The 15301-nt window shown below is 59.7% G+C and carries 10 protein-coding genes; 6 read left to right on the top strand and 4 right to left on the bottom strand.

Annotated features, from left to right (window positions below; all coding sequences use genetic code 11):
- Window positions 1–25: 25 nt before the first annotated feature.
- A complete protein-coding gene (locus I6L34_RS20285) occupies window positions 26–790 on the bottom strand; it encodes an SDR family oxidoreductase (protein WP_216955227.1) in 765 nt (254 codons plus the stop codon).
- A 322-nt stretch (window positions 791–1112) separates the two neighbouring features.
- On the opposite strand from I6L34_RS20285, the gene I6L34_RS20290 reads away from it, so the two are divergent.
- On the top strand, window positions 1113–2483 hold the full coding sequence (locus tag I6L34_RS20290) for a leucine-rich repeat-containing protein kinase family protein (RefSeq protein ID WP_216955228.1): 1371 nt from the start codon (window positions 1113–1115) through the stop codon (window positions 2481–2483).
- 283 nt (window positions 2484–2766) lie between these two features.
- The gene (locus I6L34_RS20295; RefSeq protein ID WP_005337003.1) at window positions 2767–3414 is read left to right on the top strand and encodes a thiopurine S-methyltransferase; all 648 of its coding nucleotides are present in this window, start codon (window positions 2767–2769) and stop codon (window positions 3412–3414) included.
- 331 nt (window positions 3415–3745) lie between these two features.
- Here the strand turns inward: I6L34_RS20295 and I6L34_RS20300 are convergent, their stop codons facing one another.
- Window positions 3746–6532, bottom strand: a complete 2787-nt coding sequence (locus I6L34_RS20300; RefSeq protein WP_216955229.1) for an insulinase family protein — start codon at window positions 6530–6532, stop codon at window positions 3746–3748.
- Between the two features lie 162 nt (window positions 6533–6694).
- On the opposite strand from I6L34_RS20300, the gene sixA reads away from it, so the two are divergent.
- The 3 genes from sixA to I6L34_RS20315 all read left to right on the top strand — a co-directional run bounded on the left by sixA (window position 6695) and on the right by I6L34_RS20315 (window position 8584).
- Window positions 6695–7162 (top strand): phosphohistidine phosphatase SixA, encoded by a 468-nt coding sequence (gene sixA / locus I6L34_RS20305; RefSeq protein WP_005336999.1) that lies wholly within the window; start codon window positions 6695–6697, stop codon window positions 7160–7162.
- Between the two features lie 133 nt (window positions 7163–7295).
- Window positions 7296–7502, top strand: coding sequence for a DUF1107 domain-containing protein (locus tag I6L34_RS20310; RefSeq protein ID WP_005336998.1), 207 nt, complete (start codon window positions 7296–7298; stop codon window positions 7500–7502).
- A 164-nt stretch (window positions 7503–7666) separates the two neighbouring features.
- Window positions 7667–8584 carry a DMT family transporter gene (locus tag I6L34_RS20315; RefSeq protein WP_216955230.1) on the top strand — a complete coding sequence of 306 codons (918 nt, stop codon included), beginning with the start codon at window positions 7667–7669 and terminating at the stop codon, window positions 8582–8584.
- A gap of 103 nt (window positions 8585–8687) precedes the next feature.
- Here the strand turns inward: I6L34_RS20315 and I6L34_RS20320 are convergent, their stop codons facing one another.
- Window positions 8688–10304 (bottom strand): peptide ABC transporter substrate-binding protein, encoded by a 1617-nt coding sequence (locus tag I6L34_RS20320; RefSeq protein ID WP_216955231.1) that lies wholly within the window; start codon window positions 10302–10304, stop codon window positions 8688–8690.
- A gap of 382 nt (window positions 10305–10686) precedes the next feature.
- Here I6L34_RS20320 and fbp point away from each other — a divergent pair, with 382 nt between their 5' ends.
- Entirely contained in the window at window positions 10687–11721 is a 1035-nt protein-coding gene (fbp, locus tag I6L34_RS20325) for a class 1 fructose-bisphosphatase (RefSeq protein WP_005336993.1), read from the top strand.
- A 100-nt stretch (window positions 11722–11821) separates the two neighbouring features.
- Here fbp and mfd read toward each other — a convergent pair whose 3' ends face one another.
- Window positions 11822–15289 (bottom strand): transcription-repair coupling factor, encoded by a 3468-nt coding sequence (gene mfd / locus I6L34_RS20330; RefSeq protein WP_216956963.1) that lies wholly within the window; start codon window positions 15287–15289, stop codon window positions 11822–11824.
- Window positions 15290–15301: the final 12 nt, after the last annotated feature.

Genomic DNA, 15301 nt, shown 5'->3' on the forward strand with positions numbered 1-15301 from the left:
TCGCAGTGTGTTGGGGGCGACAACATCATGTGCGACAAATAGATACCCCACCATCGGCCAGCAGGGCAATGCCGGTGGTAAAGCTGGATGCATCGGACGCGAGATAGAGGGCCGAGCGGGCGATCTCCTCCGGTTGGGCCAGCCGTTTGAGGGCATGCATATTCTGCACAAAGGCGAGGCTCTCTGGCGTATTGGCAAAAGCCCGCCCCATGGGAGTGTCGGTGCCCCCCGGCAACAGGGCATTGACCCGAATCCCTTGTGCCCCATACTCGGCAGCCAGCACCCGGGTCAGGCCAATGAGGCCTGCCTTGCTCGCCGCATAGGCCGCCATGCCGGGCAGCCCCAGGGTATGGCCGACGAAGGTAGAGGTAAAAATAAGCGAGCCACCGCCGCGAGCCTGCATGGCGGGGATCTGGTACTTGGCTCCCACAAAGGCGCTGGTGAGGTTGGTATCCAGAATTTCCTGCCACTGCGCCAGTTCAAGCTGCTCTACGCTGCCCGGCATGCCTGTGGTACCTGCGTTGTTGAAGGCGATATCGAGCCCGCCGAAACGGGTGAGCGCGAGATCAACAAGGTCGCGGGCGTAACTCTCGCTTTTCACATCTCCCGCCAGACTCACCGCCTGGCCCCCCTCATGGCGGATCTCCTCCACCAGTAGATCCAGTTCGGGCTGGCGGCGGGCGCCGACGACGACGCAGGCCCCTTCGCGGGCAAACAGAATGGCGCTGGCGCGGCCGATGCCGGAGCTGGCGCCGGTGATGATGGCGACCTTGTTGGACAGTAATGACATGGCATTTCCCTCGCAGGTGTGTTGTGCGCCAGATTAAGAGGCGCACAAGGTTGGCTGTGGGTTGGAACTCCAATAGGTTCCAACCGACTTGGGTTTGGCCCCCACTATGGCAACCACTCCTTGCCGGGACGACCCGAATCTTGCTCTCTTTGTTCCCAAGTCGTTTTGCTACATGTCGATACAGGCCTTTGCGGCAACAAAAGGGGCGAACTGCACCCCGAATTCTTTATAATGCCCCCCTTTAAAATCGCCGGACCCGGGTTCGGCGCGCGCTGATGGCTGGCAACGCCATCAGGCAGATCATCAGGATTGAGAAACGGTTATGCATACTCTGGAACAGCTGCGCGCAGGTGAACTGTGCGGTGCCCGCCATCTGAAGCTTTGTGAAAACCTGACGGCGTTCCCCACCGAGATTTTGAGCCTGAAAGAGACGCTGGAGGTACTGGATCTCACCGGCAACCAGCTAAGCGCGCTCCCTGACGAGCTGGCCGGGTTTGGCAAACTGCGCATTATCTTCTGCTCCGAGAACCGCTTTACCGAGCTGCCGGAGGTGCTGGGGCGCTGTCCGGCGCTCACCATGGTGGGCTTTAAGGCCAACCGGATTGCCACCGTCTCGGCCAGGGCGCTGCCCGCCGGTTTGCGCTGGCTGATCCTGACCGACAACGCGGTGGAACAGTTGCCTGATGAGCTGGGCCAGTGCGATGCCCTGCAAAAGCTGATGCTGGCGGGCAACCGCCTGCGCGAGTTGCCCGCCAGCCTTGCCAATTGCCGCAATCTTGAGTTGTTGCGTATCGCCGCCAACCGCATCGAATGCTTCCCCGAGTGGCTGCTGGCGCTGCCGCGCCTTGCCTGGCTTGCCTACTCCGGCAACCCCTTTAGCGAAGGGGCGGAGGCGCGGGCCATCGATGATGCCCATGTCGCGCCCATTGCCTGGGAGACGCTGGCGCTGGGCGAACTGTTGGGGCAGGGGGCATCCGGCGTTATCCATCGCGCCGCCCTTGTGGGTAATAGTGCTGATGCAGTGACTCAGGCGAGCGGCAGAGCCGATGCCAGTCAGGTGGCGGTCAAGCTGTTCAAGGGGGCGGTGACCAGCGATGGACTGCCCCGCTGCGAGATGGCGGCGTCGCTGGCGGCGGGCACTCATTCCAACCTTATCAAGGTGATAGGCAAGGTGGTGGATCACCCCTCCGGTATTCCGGCGCTGGTAATGGAGCTGATCGATCCGGCCTTTGCCAATCTGGCCGGGCCGCCGAGCCTGGACTCCTGCACCCGGGATATATATCCCGAGGGGCTGCGCCTGAGTGTGCCGGATGCGCTGGCGATGGCCCACGGCATTGCCTCGGTGGCGGGCCATCTGCACCGCGCGGGCATCATGCACGGGGACCTCTACGGTCACAATATTCTGTTTGCCCGTGGGTCTGACACGCCGGCTCGCGCTCTGCTGGGGGATTTTGGCGCCGCTTCCTTATATGACCGCTGCGACCGCGAGCGGGCCGTGGGCCTTGAACGACTGGAAGTGCGCGCTTTTGGCTGCCTGCTGGAGGAGCTGTTGGCCCATTGCGATACGCAAGACTCACCGCTCGATAGGTTGCATCAGCTCAAAGCGGCCTGCCTCTCGGAACTCCCCGCCGATCGTCCCGATTTTGCTTATATCGAGCGTCAGCTGGCGGCCGCTCGCGCCACGCTGTCGTGATCTTTTTGGCGTTGGCAGGCACGTTTTGGCTTGCCAACGTCATTCCTTTTATTCATTCATCGCCATACACCCATGACGTTTTTGCATGGGTTGGTATGCCTCTGCCCGTCATAAACGTATCCAGTAGCGCCGATTGCGACAGCGAAGCGCACGGCAAGGTGACGTCCCGTCATTCGCCCGATAACAGGCAGAGGCTGCGTGGCAAAAAGGGAAGGGCAGAGGGTTGCGCGGTGCCGGTTAAGTTGTGATATTGAGGCATCTTTAGTACAGAAGGGTAATAACGATGGAAGCTGCGTTTTGGCATCAGCGTTGGGAAGAGAACCGGATTGGCTTTCATCAGGCGGACTTCAACCACTGGCTGCAATCCTGGTGGTCAGCCCAGCAAGCGGACGAGCCGGTGCTGGTTCCTCTGTGCGGCAAGTCCCGCGACATGCTCTGGCTGAGCGCTCAGGGTCATCCGGTCGACGGTTTCGAGTTATCGAGCCTTGCCGTCAGCCAGTTCTTCAGTGAAAACCAGCTCGCCGCGACCGTGAGCGAGGTGGGCCCTTATCAGTGCCATCAGGTGGACAGCCTGCGCATTTTTCAGGGGGATTTTTTCGCCGCCCCCAGTCTGGGCCGCCGTTACCGGCTGGTCTATGATCGTGCGGCGCTGATCGCCCTGCCGACCGCGATGCGCCGCCAGTATGCAGCCCTGATCAGTTCGCTGGTCGAGACTGGTGGCCAGATCCTGCTGGTGACCCTCGAATATCAGCCTGAACAGCAGAGTCAGCCCCCCTTCTCGGTGGGTGAGATGGAGGTGCGAGCCCTGTTCGAGCGCGATTTTCGTATCGAGGTGCTGGGGCGCGCCGCCGAGGTGGATCACCCACGGGTGCTGTCGGGTCAGCTCTCCTACTTCGATGAGGTGGCCTACCGGCTGGTTCGCCGGGGTTAACGGGCAGCTAACGGGCGGCCAAAGGGTGATCTGCGCCGACAAATCGTCGGGCTGTGCGCTCTTCGCTACCTCCTTTGACGTAGATCAACGTGACTGACGGGGGGAGTGCCTAATATGAGGCTGTTTCTCAATCACTGTTGGCATTGCAAAGCGAGTATCGGGTCTTTCCCGCTTGCTGATCAGCAACTCAGTGTCTGATTTTCACGCTCATGTTCACTTTTGGCGGCTCTGGTCGCAATTGTTATGGTTTTTCCAGCCGACCCTGATGGGTCGGCTTTTTATTGTCTGTGATTTGCGGTGGGAAGGAAAAACGGGGGATGTCGAGGCCTGATCAGGCCTCGAAGGTGGTGGCATTGAGCCGAAATGCCCGTGGATCATCGATAAACTGGCCGGTGATCCGCTCGTCATGTTCGTGCCCCTGACCATAGCTGCAGAGAATCAGCCGATCGGAGGTGCGCGAGCGCAGCTGGGTGACAAAGCGCACCAGATCGGCGCGGCTCAACTTGCCCACCTCATCGCAGACCCGCTCCCGCTGATCGAACCCCAGATCCTTGTTGCCGATGCTGACCCACAGCCGCTGGCCGCGACTGCGCAGGTTGGCATCTCGCTCGCTCAGCTGGGCTTGCAGCCCCGCCTTGCTCTCTTGCCACTGCTGCTCGGTGAATTCGAGCATGGCGAGCGGGAAGAGGTCGATAAACTCCTCCACCGCATCGAGCAGGATCTGTGGCCCCGCCACCGGCGACTGGATATAGAAGATCAGGCCCGGGTGGCGATTGAGGGGCAGGTTGCCGGCGCCCACCACATACCCCAGTTGCTGGCGGGTGCGGAGCTCGTGGAAGAAGGTGGAGGACATGATGTGGTTCGCCAAAGTGAAGCAGGCGAGATCTCGCGCACGGGTGGTACGGGACTGGTAGTAGACCAGGAGCGCCGAGTCTTCGTGATCGCAACCCTGCTCGCGAATAAGGGTGCCCCTGTCCTGAATGGAGATGAGCGGGCGGCGGGTCTCGCCGCTCGGCTTGCTGCTGGTGCCATTGATGTCGCTCAGGTGGCGCTCCATCAGGGCGGCCAGCTCAAGCGCCTCGGCGGCAGTCCAGTCGCCGTGTACCAGCGCCTCGACATGCACCTCGCCAAACAGCTGGGCCACGAAGCCGGGCATCTCCTCCAGCTCGACGGTGCGCAGGTGACGCAGCAACTGCTCGAACGGCGGGTTGTTGGGTTGCAACAGGCTGGTGAGCTGGTTAAAGAGCTGGGAGATGGGGCGCGCCTTGGACTGGTTGTCCCAGTTGCGAATGAGCTGCTCTTTGATCTCGGCGAAGCGGCCCGGATCCGGATACCCCAGGGTGCGGTTGCCGAGGATCATGTCGAGCAACAGCGGCTGCTTGTCGGCAAAGCCGCTCAGGTTGATGGTAAAGCCCCCCTGATGGGCATAGATCTGATAGCCCAGCCCCGCCAGCTCCGCCGGATAGGTGAGGGCGTTGAGGTGGTCGGCCAACAGCTCCACGGCGAGGCGCGCCATGGCTATATTGCGCGGATTTTTGACCGCATGTTCGCTGTCGATGGAGATATAGAGATTGCCCTTGGGCACGCTGAACAGGTGCTCATGGAGGTGCCAGAGGCGAAAACCGGGGCGATCGATAAGGCATGCGGGCAGGTCGGCGGCAAGCGCTGGCGTGCGCGGATCGAGCCGACTGCTGATAAAGGGGTTGGGCAGTGGCAGCGCCAGCGCCGGATCCGGCTCGCTCTGCTGCCAGCGAATTTTCTCGGCCTCGGTAATGGTCGCCACGCTGTAGGGGGTCTGATACCAGCGGGCCAGCCGATCGGTCGCCACTTCCGGCGCAGTGATGGTGATACGCAGGTTGTGCGGGGTGAGCTTGGCGAGGAAGCGGCGGATCAGCCCCTCGTCATATTCGCGCATCATGTAGTCGCCGTAGAGCAGATCCTCTGGTTTGTAGCTAAAGAGGTTGAGCACCAGCCCCGACACCGTATCGAGGGGGCGGCCGCGCTCCTGAAAACGGAACGCCGATTCGAGTACGGTCCGTTTTTCGTCATAGCGCCAGCTCTGCAGCCCTTCGCGGCCGATCAGTTTCAGATAGCCAAACAGGGCGGCGAGGATGTCATCCACATGCTCAAGGCCCAGAGGGGTGAGGCCGAAGTTGACGCCAAAATCCTTGAAGTTGGCGCCGCTAATGCCACCGCCCGCCGAGAGCTGGTTGACCCAGCCTTTCGCCTTGAGCAGAGAGAGCAGGCTGCCATCCCCCTCATAACCAATCAGATGGCTCAGGAAGGTGAGGGGCTTTTTGTCGTAAAACTCGTCCACATTGGGCAGGGGGAAGCAGAGCGACAGCTTGCGGGTCTCCTTGACCGGATTGATGTGGATACGCACGCCGAGATCGTCGAGCCGGTAGAGTGGCATGGTGAGGGTCGGGGTTCCCAAATTGCGATTCAAAATGGGAGCAAAGTAGCGACAGCACCACTGCAACTGGGTATCGATGGATTCCGGCGAGATCATCACCAACGCCATGCGATCCGCGCTGTAGTGGCTTTCGTAAAAACGGATAAGGTCGGAGCGCAGATCCCGCCCCGGCAGATCGGCCAGGGTATCGAGGTTGCCCACCGAGAACTTGGAGAAGGGGTGCGCCGGGTTGACCGTCTCTTTATGCACCTGATAGCTGCGGCGCATGTCGTCCTGCAGCTTGAGGCGATACTCGGAGTCGACCGCGTTGCGCTCCTTGTCCACCCACTCCGGATCAAAGGTGGGGCAGATAAAGAACTGGGAGAAGCGATCCAGCCCCGCTTCGAAGAAGCCGTTGTCGATCTCGAAGAAGAAGTTGGTGAACTCGGTACCGGTCCAGGCGTTGTTGCTGCCGCCATGACGGCTCATAAATTGCTGGTACTCACCAGGCTTGGGGTAGGTGCAGGTGCCGAGAAACAGCATGTGCTCGAGAAAATGGGCCATTCCCTGCCGATCGGCGGGGTCGTCAAAATGGCCGGTATTGACCGCCAGCGAGGCGGCGGATTTGTCGGTGTCGGGATCACAAATCAACAAGACCCTGAGCCGGTTGGCCAGCTCCAGAAAATGGTATTGCCGATGGTCATTGGGACTGGCATATGGGCTCATTGGCGTGTGACTCACGTTGGATTTATTTGAATTTAAACATGATTATCGACCCCGCTATCCCGTCAGGCAAACCCTTTTCTGAGAGGTAGCGCAATTGTTTCCACACCCGTGGCGGGGTAAGATCCCCCGGCTATCAAAACAGGCCCGTTGGGCGAGGTTGTAATGAAGATCTATATCATGCGTCATGGCCAGGCTGGCATGAATGCGAAAACAGATGAACAGCGTCCATTGACCGAGCAGGGTATTGAAGAGTCTATCCAGATGGCCCGCTGGTTGGCGCCTCAGCTGATTGGCCCGCTGGATCGGGTGATCCACAGCAACTATCTGCGGGCACGCCAGACCTGGCAAGCCATATGCAGTGAATTACCTGACGCAGCAGCCGTTGAAGAGAGTGGCGACATTACCCCTTACGGTGATCCCGCTTTCGTGGCCAGCTACCTCACCACTTTGGCTGAACAACATGACCAAATCCTGATGGTCAGCCATCTGCCGCTGGTGGGTTATCTGGTGCAAAGCCTCTGCCCGGCCGCAGGAGCACCCATGTTCGCCACCTCGGGGATCGCCTGTATCGAGTGGCTTGATGGCAAAGGAGCCTTGCTCTGGCTCGAAGGGCCGCATACAATAGGCTAAAAGTTAATAAAAAGTTATAGATTGAATTTTTTGGGAAGAGATGGGCGAGTTTTCCGGATTTTTATAAATACTTTACGGAATTAATTCGCAGAAGCTGCTGTCATACGGATACAACTGCAAGAGGTTGCAAACGATGAGAGTGTTCAAGAAGTACCTGCCACTGATGGTGGCAAAGCATGTCAAAACCTTCTTTAAAGGTCGGATTTACATCCATGGTCGGGGGCGGTTTGATTTCCAATCCGGTTTGTTGCTGATGCCGAATCCGGCGGATATTCCTCATCGCCAGACAGTCACCGAGGTCAACGAGCTGATCTCCAGACTGCACATGGATGCCGCGTGATGCGCTTCTGAACCTGTTTCTGCACTGATATGCCCGCACTTTTGCGGGCATATTTGTTTGTGGCGACTGGCGTTCACCGCGTGGCTGTTCAGGCCCACACCTTTGTTTATCTCCCATCGCCCCCTATACTGGCCCGCTGTTGTCTCTTCGGTCTGGATCTTCTCATGCCCCTTGCCTTTCTGTTTCCCTTCTCCTGCATTGCCATCTGGGCTGGCAATGGCATCGTCAGTAAACTGGCGGTTGGTGTGTTGTCCCCGGCAGCCTTGGCCTGGTCGCGCTGGGTGGTGGCTGCGCTGGTATTAAGCCCGTTTCTGGCCCGTCGGGTATGGCGTGCGCGTGCCCGTCTACGCTCTGGCCTTTGGCAGATCGCCATGCTGGCCTTGCTGGGCATGGTGCTCAACCAGACTTTTGGGTACTACGCGGCGCAAACGCTGGGGGCTACCGAGATGGGGTTGATGATGGGACTGACGCCGCTGCTGACCGTGTTGTTCAGCATCTGGCTGCTGCGCGAGCGGCCCACCTGGGGCGCTGTACTGGGGGCGCTGCTTTCCATCCTTGGCTTGTCTATCTTGCTGGGGCAGGGGGATCCTACCCGGCTGTTTACCCAAGGCATTCATATCGGCTCTGTCTATATGCTGATTTCGGCGGGTACTTATGCCCTTTACAGTGTGCTGCTCAAGAAGTGGGATCTTGGGCTCGACAACTGGTCGCTGCTCTATGGTCAGGTGATCTGCAGTGTGGTGATCCTGACCCCCTTCTTTTTGCTGATGGATGGCCAGTGGCCTGATGGGCGGGCCCTGTGGCTGATCCTCTATGCCGGTATCCCCACTTCGGCGCTCTCGCCCTGGCTCTGGATGCAGGGTATCGCCCTGCTCGGTGCCAACCGTACCGCCATCTTTATGAACCTGCTACCGGTGATGACGGCTGGCCTTGCCATCACCCTGCTGGGTGAGCGGTTGACCAGCTATCACCTGATCGGGGGCGGTCTGACCCTGCTGGGGGTTTTGCTGGCACAGTTGCTGGTACGTCCGGTGGTGATGGGTCGTCGCCGGGTGGTGCTGGCACCCTGTCCCGAAGAGTAATCTTGCGCGAAAGCGTAGATGGGCCCAATGGCCTGCTTGGCCGCCAATGAAAAGCGCCTGCAGCAATGCAGGCGCTTTTTTATGGTTACATCTTCCTAGCCGGTTACTGGGCAACCAGATAGAGCTCCTTGCTGTAGACCACATCCTGCGGGTTAAGGTGGGGGTAGCCTTTCACGAAAGGTTTGAGCAACCTGGATTTGACCGAGAAATAGATAGGGGCGATGGGGGCATCCGCATCAATGAGTGCCTCTGCCTGTTGATACAGGGCATTGCGTTCAGCGGGATCCAGCGAGTCGTGGGCCTTGGCCAGCAGGGCGTCGTACTCCTTGTTGAACCACTTGCCGCTGTTGGCACTGCTGCTGGAGGTCATGATATCGAGGAAGGTGGAGGCGTCGTTATAATCCCCGTTCCAGCCATAGCGGCTAACGCCAAAATCCCCCTCGTTGAGTGCCGAGACCATGGTCTTCCACTCCATGTTGTTGAGGGTGGCAGTGACCCCCAGGTTGTGTTTCCACATGGAGGAGACGGCCAGCGCAATCTTTTTGTGGCTCTCGTTGGTGTTGTAGAGAATGTCCACTGTGAGTGGCTTGTCCGGACCATAACCCGCTTCGGCCAACAGGGCTTTGGCTTGCTTGATCCGCTCCTCTTTGCTCTGCAGCTGGCTGGCCGGTTTTTTCAATTCAAAACCGTCCACAATGGGGGGCGTGAAGCTATATGCGGCAATTTGTCCCTGCCCCAGGATCTTGTCGGTGATAGTCTCCCGGTCGATGGCGAGCGAGAGCGCCTTGCGTACTTTCGGGTCATCGAACGGTTTGCGCTGGGTATTGAAGACATAGTAATAGCTGGCCAGCGTGGGGACGCTGACCAGTTCTTCCGGACTCTTGCTCTTGAGCTGTTTGTACTGCTCCAGCGGATAAGTGGTGTAGTGCAGTTCACCGGTGCGATAGCGGTTGTAGGCGGCGGTTTCCGAGACGATCTCCAGATAGATCACCTTGTTCAGGACGGTGTGCTGGTTGTTCCAGTAGTGGGTATTGCGCTCGGCGCTCAGCCGCTCGTTGGGGGTCCACTCCTTGAGTACAAAGGCACCGTTGGAGACGATATTGCCAGGTTTGACCCAATCCATACCGTATTTTTCAATGGTGGCCTTGGGGGCCGGGAACGTGGTGTAGTGGGCCAGCGTCTTCAGGAAGAAGGGGACCGGATTTTTCAGGGTGACTTGCAGGGTGTGGTCATCGAGCGCCTTGATCCCGAGCTCTGACGGGCTCTTCTTGCCCTGTGTCACCTCGCTTGCATTGACCACTCCGGTCAACTCGATAAACCAGGCGTAGTTGGAGGCCGTCTTGGGATCGGCCGCCCGTTGCCAGCCGTAGACATAATCGGCGGCGGTGACCGGTTCACCGTTTGACCACTTGGCCTCGGGCCTCAGCTTGAAGGTGTAGACGGTACCTGTCTTGTCGACCTCGTAGCTGACGGCGCCTGCTGGTTTGATCTTGCCGGTATTATCCAGCTCATAGAGCCCTTCAAACAGATCGTTGACGATGGCACTACCGGCGGTCTCTTCTACCAGCTGGGGGTCGATGGTGGTGGGTTCGGTGCCGATATTGGTCACGTAGATTTGTTGGGCATCCGGCAGCAGCTTGGTACCGGCAGGCACCTGGGCAGCCCAGGCGGGAAGGGCAAACAGTCCGGCTACCATGCCGGCAATGAGAGTCTTGTTCATTGATAATCCTTGAGTTTTATTTGCTTCCAAAGCGAAATCAGTGTGCTGGATTGGCGATCGGATCTCAAGAGGCAATGGCTAAGGGAGCAGCAGGCCCATCAGACTCTATTTTTAATGGCCCAAGGCCAGTCAGCTCATGGCTTGCAGCAGGTTATTGCCACGAATTAAGGGGCTGAAAGTTATCGATTGAAACCGAATGAAACGCGCCTTTTACCATAACGTGAGGCGAAATAGTCTATTTAATAGGCCGCTTAATTCGCTGCAAAAACAAAAAACAGACGTTACATTAGGTTACAAATCAAGGCCGCCGGTGATCGGCATTTTTTTTGCCGATGCCTGCAAACGTTTTCAATGCCAACGGATGCGATCTAAAGGAACAAAAATGCGAAACATGATCACCATGGGTGAGTTCATCGTCAAAAAGCAGGCGGATTATCCTACCGCGACCGGCGAGCTAACCTCGTTGCTCAGCTCGATCCGCCTTGCTGCCAAGGTGGTGAACCGGGAGATCAACAAGGCGGGACTGGCGGATATCATCGGTTCCATGGGCGCTGAAAACGTACAGGGCGAGGTGCAGCAGAAGCTGGATGTGTACGCCAACGAACGCTTCAAGGCGGCGCTCGAAGCGCGCGGCGAGGTGTGCGGCATGGCCTCGGAAGAGGAAGAGGACTTCGTCGCCTTTGACTCACCGCTCTCCAAAAACTCCAAGTATGTGGTGCTGATCGACCCGCTCGATGGCTCTTCCAATATCGACGTCAACGTCTCGGTCGGAACCATCTTCTCCATCTACCGCCGTTTGAGCCCGCAGGGTTCGCCGGTGACCCTGGAGGACTTCCTGCAACCGGGCAACCGTCAGGTCGCCGCCGGTTATGTGGTCTACGGCTCCTCCACCATGCTGGTCTACACCACTGGGTTTGGCGTCAACGGCTTTACCTACGACCCCTCCATCGGCTGCTTCTGCCTCTCCCACGAGAACATCCGCATTCCGGAAGAGGGCAAGATCTACTCCATCAACGAGGGCAACTACATCAAGTTCCCGGACGGGGTGAAGAAGTACCTGAAATATTGTCAGGAGCGCGATGAGGCGACCCACAGACCCTACACCTCCCGCTATATCGGCTCCCTGGTCTCTGATTTCCATCGCAACCTGCTCAAGGGCGGCATCTACATCTATCCGTCCGGCACCAACTCGCCGAATGGCAAGCTGCGGCTGCTCTATGAGTGCAACCCGATGGCGTTTCTGGTGGAGCAGGCTGGTGGCAAGGCCTCCGACGGCTTTGGCCGCATCATGGATATCCAGCCCACCGCGCTACACCAGCGCACCCCTTACTTCGTTGGCTCGACCAAGATGGTGGAGCGGGCCGAGGCCTTTATGCGCGAGTTTTCCGCCCATGAGGATCCAGCTAACCAGGGCTGATAGTACGCAGCTGACTGATAGCGAATAAAAAACGGGAGCCGATATGGCTCCCGTTTTAGTTGGTGTTATCTCTCTGGCTCGCCGCTAGCGTTGCAGATATTCACAGGCTGTTGTTGGCCAGATCAGCCAGCAAACCATCCACCAGTTTCAGGCGCATGGCGCGATCCTGGGTTGGCACCTGGAAGCGCAGCCGGGTCGGCCCGTCCATCTTGTAGACCCGTGGCTGGCTGGAGAGCAGCTTGACCAGATAGGCCGGATTGACCTTGGTCTCCTGGGTGAAGTCGAGATAGCCACCGCGCTCGCTCATCTCCACCCGGCGAATGCCAAGGGCTGTGGCACGCTGACGGAAGGCAGCCAGCTCCAGCAGGGTTTTGGTCGCCTCCGGCAAGAGGCCGAACCGGTCGATCAGCTCCACTTTCAGCTCGCGCAGCTCCTGCTCGTCCGCCGCACTGGCAATCCGCTTGTACATGGAGAGACGCATATTGACGTCCGGAATGTAGTCATCCGGCAGCAGCGCAGGCAGGCGCAGCTCCACCTCGGTGTGCTGGCTCATCAGCTGCTCCAGCGATGGCTCCTTGCCATTTTTCAGCGCCTCGACCGCCTGCTCCAGCATCTCCATATAGAGGGTGAAGCCGACTGATTCGATCTGGCCGCTCTGATCGTCGCCGAGCAGTTCGCCTGCGCCACGGATCTCCAGATCGTGGGTCGCCAGCGCAAAACCGGCGCCGAGATCTTCGAGCGAGGCGATCGCCTCCAGCCGCTTCGCCGCATCCTTGGTCATCAGCTTGGGATGGGGGGTGAGCAGGTAGGCATAGGCCTGATGGTGGGAGCGGCCAACCCGGCCACGCAGCTGGTGCAACTGGGCCAGACCAAGATGATCCGCCCGATCCATGATGATGGTGTTGGCGCTCGGCACATCGATGCCGGTTTCGATGATGGTGGTGCAGACCAGCAGGTTGAAGCGCTGGTGGTAGAAGTCGGACATGATCCGCTCAAGGTCACGTTCGCGCATCTGGCCGTGGGCGATGCCGATGCGGGCCTCCGGCACCAGTTCGGCAAGGTCTGCCGCGCACTTCTCGATGCTCTCGACATCGTTGTGCAGGTAGTAGACCTGACCACCACGTTTGAGTTCACGCAGCACCGCCTCGCGCACCACAGCCGGTTCGTGCTGGCGCACGAAGGTCTTGATGGCGAGCCGCTTGGCGGGCGGAGTGGCGATGATGGAGAGATCCCGCATGCCGGACATCGCCATGTTGAGGGTGCGCGGAATAGGGGTGGCGGTGAGAGTGAGGATATCCACATCGGCCCGCAGCGCCTTGATCTTCTCCTTCTGGCGCACCCCGAATCTGTGCTCCTCATCGACGATGAGCAGTCCCAGATCCTTGAAGGTGAGTTCGGAGCCGAGCAGCTTGTGGGTGCCGATGATGATATCCACCTTGCCTTCGGCCAATTCCTTCATCACAGCGCTCTGCTCCTTGGCGGAGCGGAAGCGGCTCAGCACCTCGACCCGCACCGGCCAGTTGGCGAAGCGGTCGCGGAAGTTGTCGTAGTGCTGTTGCGCCAGCAGGGTGGTGGGTACCAGCACGGCGACCTGTTTGCCGCCATGCACGGCGACAAACGCCGCCCGCATCGCCACTTCGGTCTTGCCGAAACCCACGTCGCCGCACACCAGTCGGTCCATGCTCTTGGCCTGACACATGTCCCCCAGCACCGCATTGATGGCGTTGAGCTGATCGTCGGTCTCCTCGAACGGGAAGCTGGCGGCAAACTGGCGATAGGCCTCTTTGTCGTGCTTGAAGGCAAAACCGGCGCGAGCGGCGCGATGAGCGTAGACATCCAGCAATTCGGCTGCCACGTCGCGCACCTTCTCCGCCGCCTTGCGCCGCGCCTTGCTCCAGGCTTCACCGCCGAGCTTGTGGCTGGGCGGGTTATCAGAACCGGTGTAGCGGCTGATAAGGTGCAAACTGGTAACCGGCACGAACAGCTTGTCGCCGCCGGCATATTCGAGGGTCAAAAACTCGGTGGGCAGACCACCGGCGTCGATGGTTTCGAGCCCCAGATAGCGGCCGACCCCGTGATCCAGATGGACCACCGGCTGGCCCTGGGTCAGCTCGCCCAGGTTTCTGATCACCGCATCGGAGCTCAGGTTCTTGCTCTTCTCCCGCGCTCGCTTGCTGCGCACCTTGCCGCCCAGCAGCTCGGTCTCGGTGATCAGCGCCAGTGGATCCTGACCTGCCTCCTGCCACAGGAAGCCACGCTCAAGCGGTGCAACCAGCAGGCCGTGGCGATCCGGGCTCGCCATAAAGGCGTCGAGGGAGGGGAACTCTTTAGGTTGCAGGGAGATGCGCGCCAGCAGATCGCCGAGCACCTCCCGCCGTCCTTCGGACTCCACCGCAAACAGGGTGCGCCCGGCAAAACCTTGGAGGAACTGGTTGAGCGCCAGCAGGGGTTGCTCCTTGCTGTGATCGAGTTGCAGATCCGGCAGCGCCTCGATGGGCAGATCGTGCTGACCGGCATCGCCCGCGGTGGCAGCCTCTTGCAGCCGCACCGCGCCATATTGGCCCAGAGAGGCAAAGAGCTGCTCCACTGGCAGATAGAGCTGGGCCGGTGGCAGTAGTGGGCGAGTGTTGTCCCAGCGTCTGTCTTCATAGCGCTGGCCGATATCGTTCCAGAAACGCTGGGCGGCGGGGTAGATATCCCCTACGGTGAGCAGCAGGGTCTCTTCCGGCAGGTAGTCAAACAGGCTGGCGGTCTGGTTGAAGAAGAGCGGCAGATAGTACTCGATGCCGGCGGGCCAGCGCCCCTTGCTCACCTCCTGATAGACGGAACCCTCGGCCCGCGACAGCTCGAACTGCTCGCGGAACTGGCCGCGAAACAGCTCGATGGCTGCCTCGTCGGTGGGGTATTCCCGAGCGGGCAGCAGGCTGACCGTCTTGACCGGTTCGCTGGAGCGCTGGGTCTCGGGATCGAATGGGCGGATGGAGTCCACTTCATCGTCGAAGAAGTCGATGCGATAGGGGCTGCTACTTCCCATGGGGAAGAGATCGAGCAGGGAGCCGCGGGCGGCAAATTCGCCATGTTCCAGCACCTGATCCACCGCCACGTAACCCGCTTCGGCGAGGCGCCCGCGCAGCTGTTGCAGATTGAGGCGCTGACCGGCCTTCACCATCAGGCTGTATTTGTCGAGATAGACCCGGGGGGCGCAGCGCAACATCAGGGTGGAGATGGGGACAATCAGCACCCCCTTGCTCATCTGCGGCAGCTTGTAGAGGGTCTCGAGCCGCTGGGAGATGATGTCTTGATGGGGGGAGAAGGTGTCGTAGGGCAGGGTCTCCCAATCGGGGAACAGCAATACTGGCGCGGACTGATCGGCTAGTTGCTTGTCTGTCAGCAAGTACTGCAGCTCCTGCTCCAGGCGCAGGGCGCTCGGGGTATCGGCGGTGATAAGCAGTACCGGCCCCTTGGCTTCATTGGTGAGACGGGCTGCAATCAGCGAGAGGCTGCTGCCGACCAGCTGGCCGAGCGTGATCTTTTGGCCCGCTTTGGCGGGCAAGGCGGGGAGTGTCATTGGCATGATTCG

Source organism: Aeromonas sp. FDAARGOS 1404 (assembly GCF_019047085.1).
Lineage (GTDB): Bacteria > Pseudomonadota > Gammaproteobacteria > Enterobacterales > Aeromonadaceae > Aeromonas > Aeromonas veronii.

Bases quoted from the DNA above. Each gene is read 5' to 3' on its own strand.
- I6L34_RS20285 (WP_216955227.1), bottom strand. From the start codon at position 790: ATGTCATTACTGTCCAACAAGGTCGCCATCATCACCGGCGCCAGCTCC.
- I6L34_RS20290 (WP_216955228.1), top strand. From the start codon at position 1,113: ATGCATACTCTGGAACAGCTGCGCGCAGGTGAACTGTGCGGTGCCCGC.
- I6L34_RS20295 (WP_005337003.1), top strand. From the start codon at position 2,767: ATGGAAGCTGCGTTTTGGCATCAGCGTTGGGAAGAGAACCGGATTGGC.
- I6L34_RS20300 (WP_216955229.1), bottom strand. From the start codon at position 6,532: ATGAGCCCATATGCCAGTCCCAATGACCATCGGCAATACCATTTTCTG.
- sixA (WP_005336999.1), top strand. From the start codon at position 6,695: ATGAAGATCTATATCATGCGTCATGGCCAGGCTGGCATGAATGCGAAA.
- I6L34_RS20310 (WP_005336998.1), top strand. From the start codon at position 7,296: ATGAGAGTGTTCAAGAAGTACCTGCCACTGATGGTGGCAAAGCATGTC.
- I6L34_RS20315 (WP_216955230.1), top strand. From the start codon at position 7,667: ATGCCCCTTGCCTTTCTGTTTCCCTTCTCCTGCATTGCCATCTGGGCT.
- I6L34_RS20320 (WP_216955231.1), bottom strand. From the start codon at position 10,304: ATGAACAAGACTCTCATTGCCGGCATGGTAGCCGGACTGTTTGCCCTT.
- fbp (WP_005336993.1), top strand. From the start codon at position 10,687: ATGCGAAACATGATCACCATGGGTGAGTTCATCGTCAAAAAGCAGGCG.
- mfd (WP_216956963.1), bottom strand. From the start codon at position 15,289: ATGACACTCCCCGCCTTGCCCGCCAAAGCGGGCCAAAAGATCACGCTC.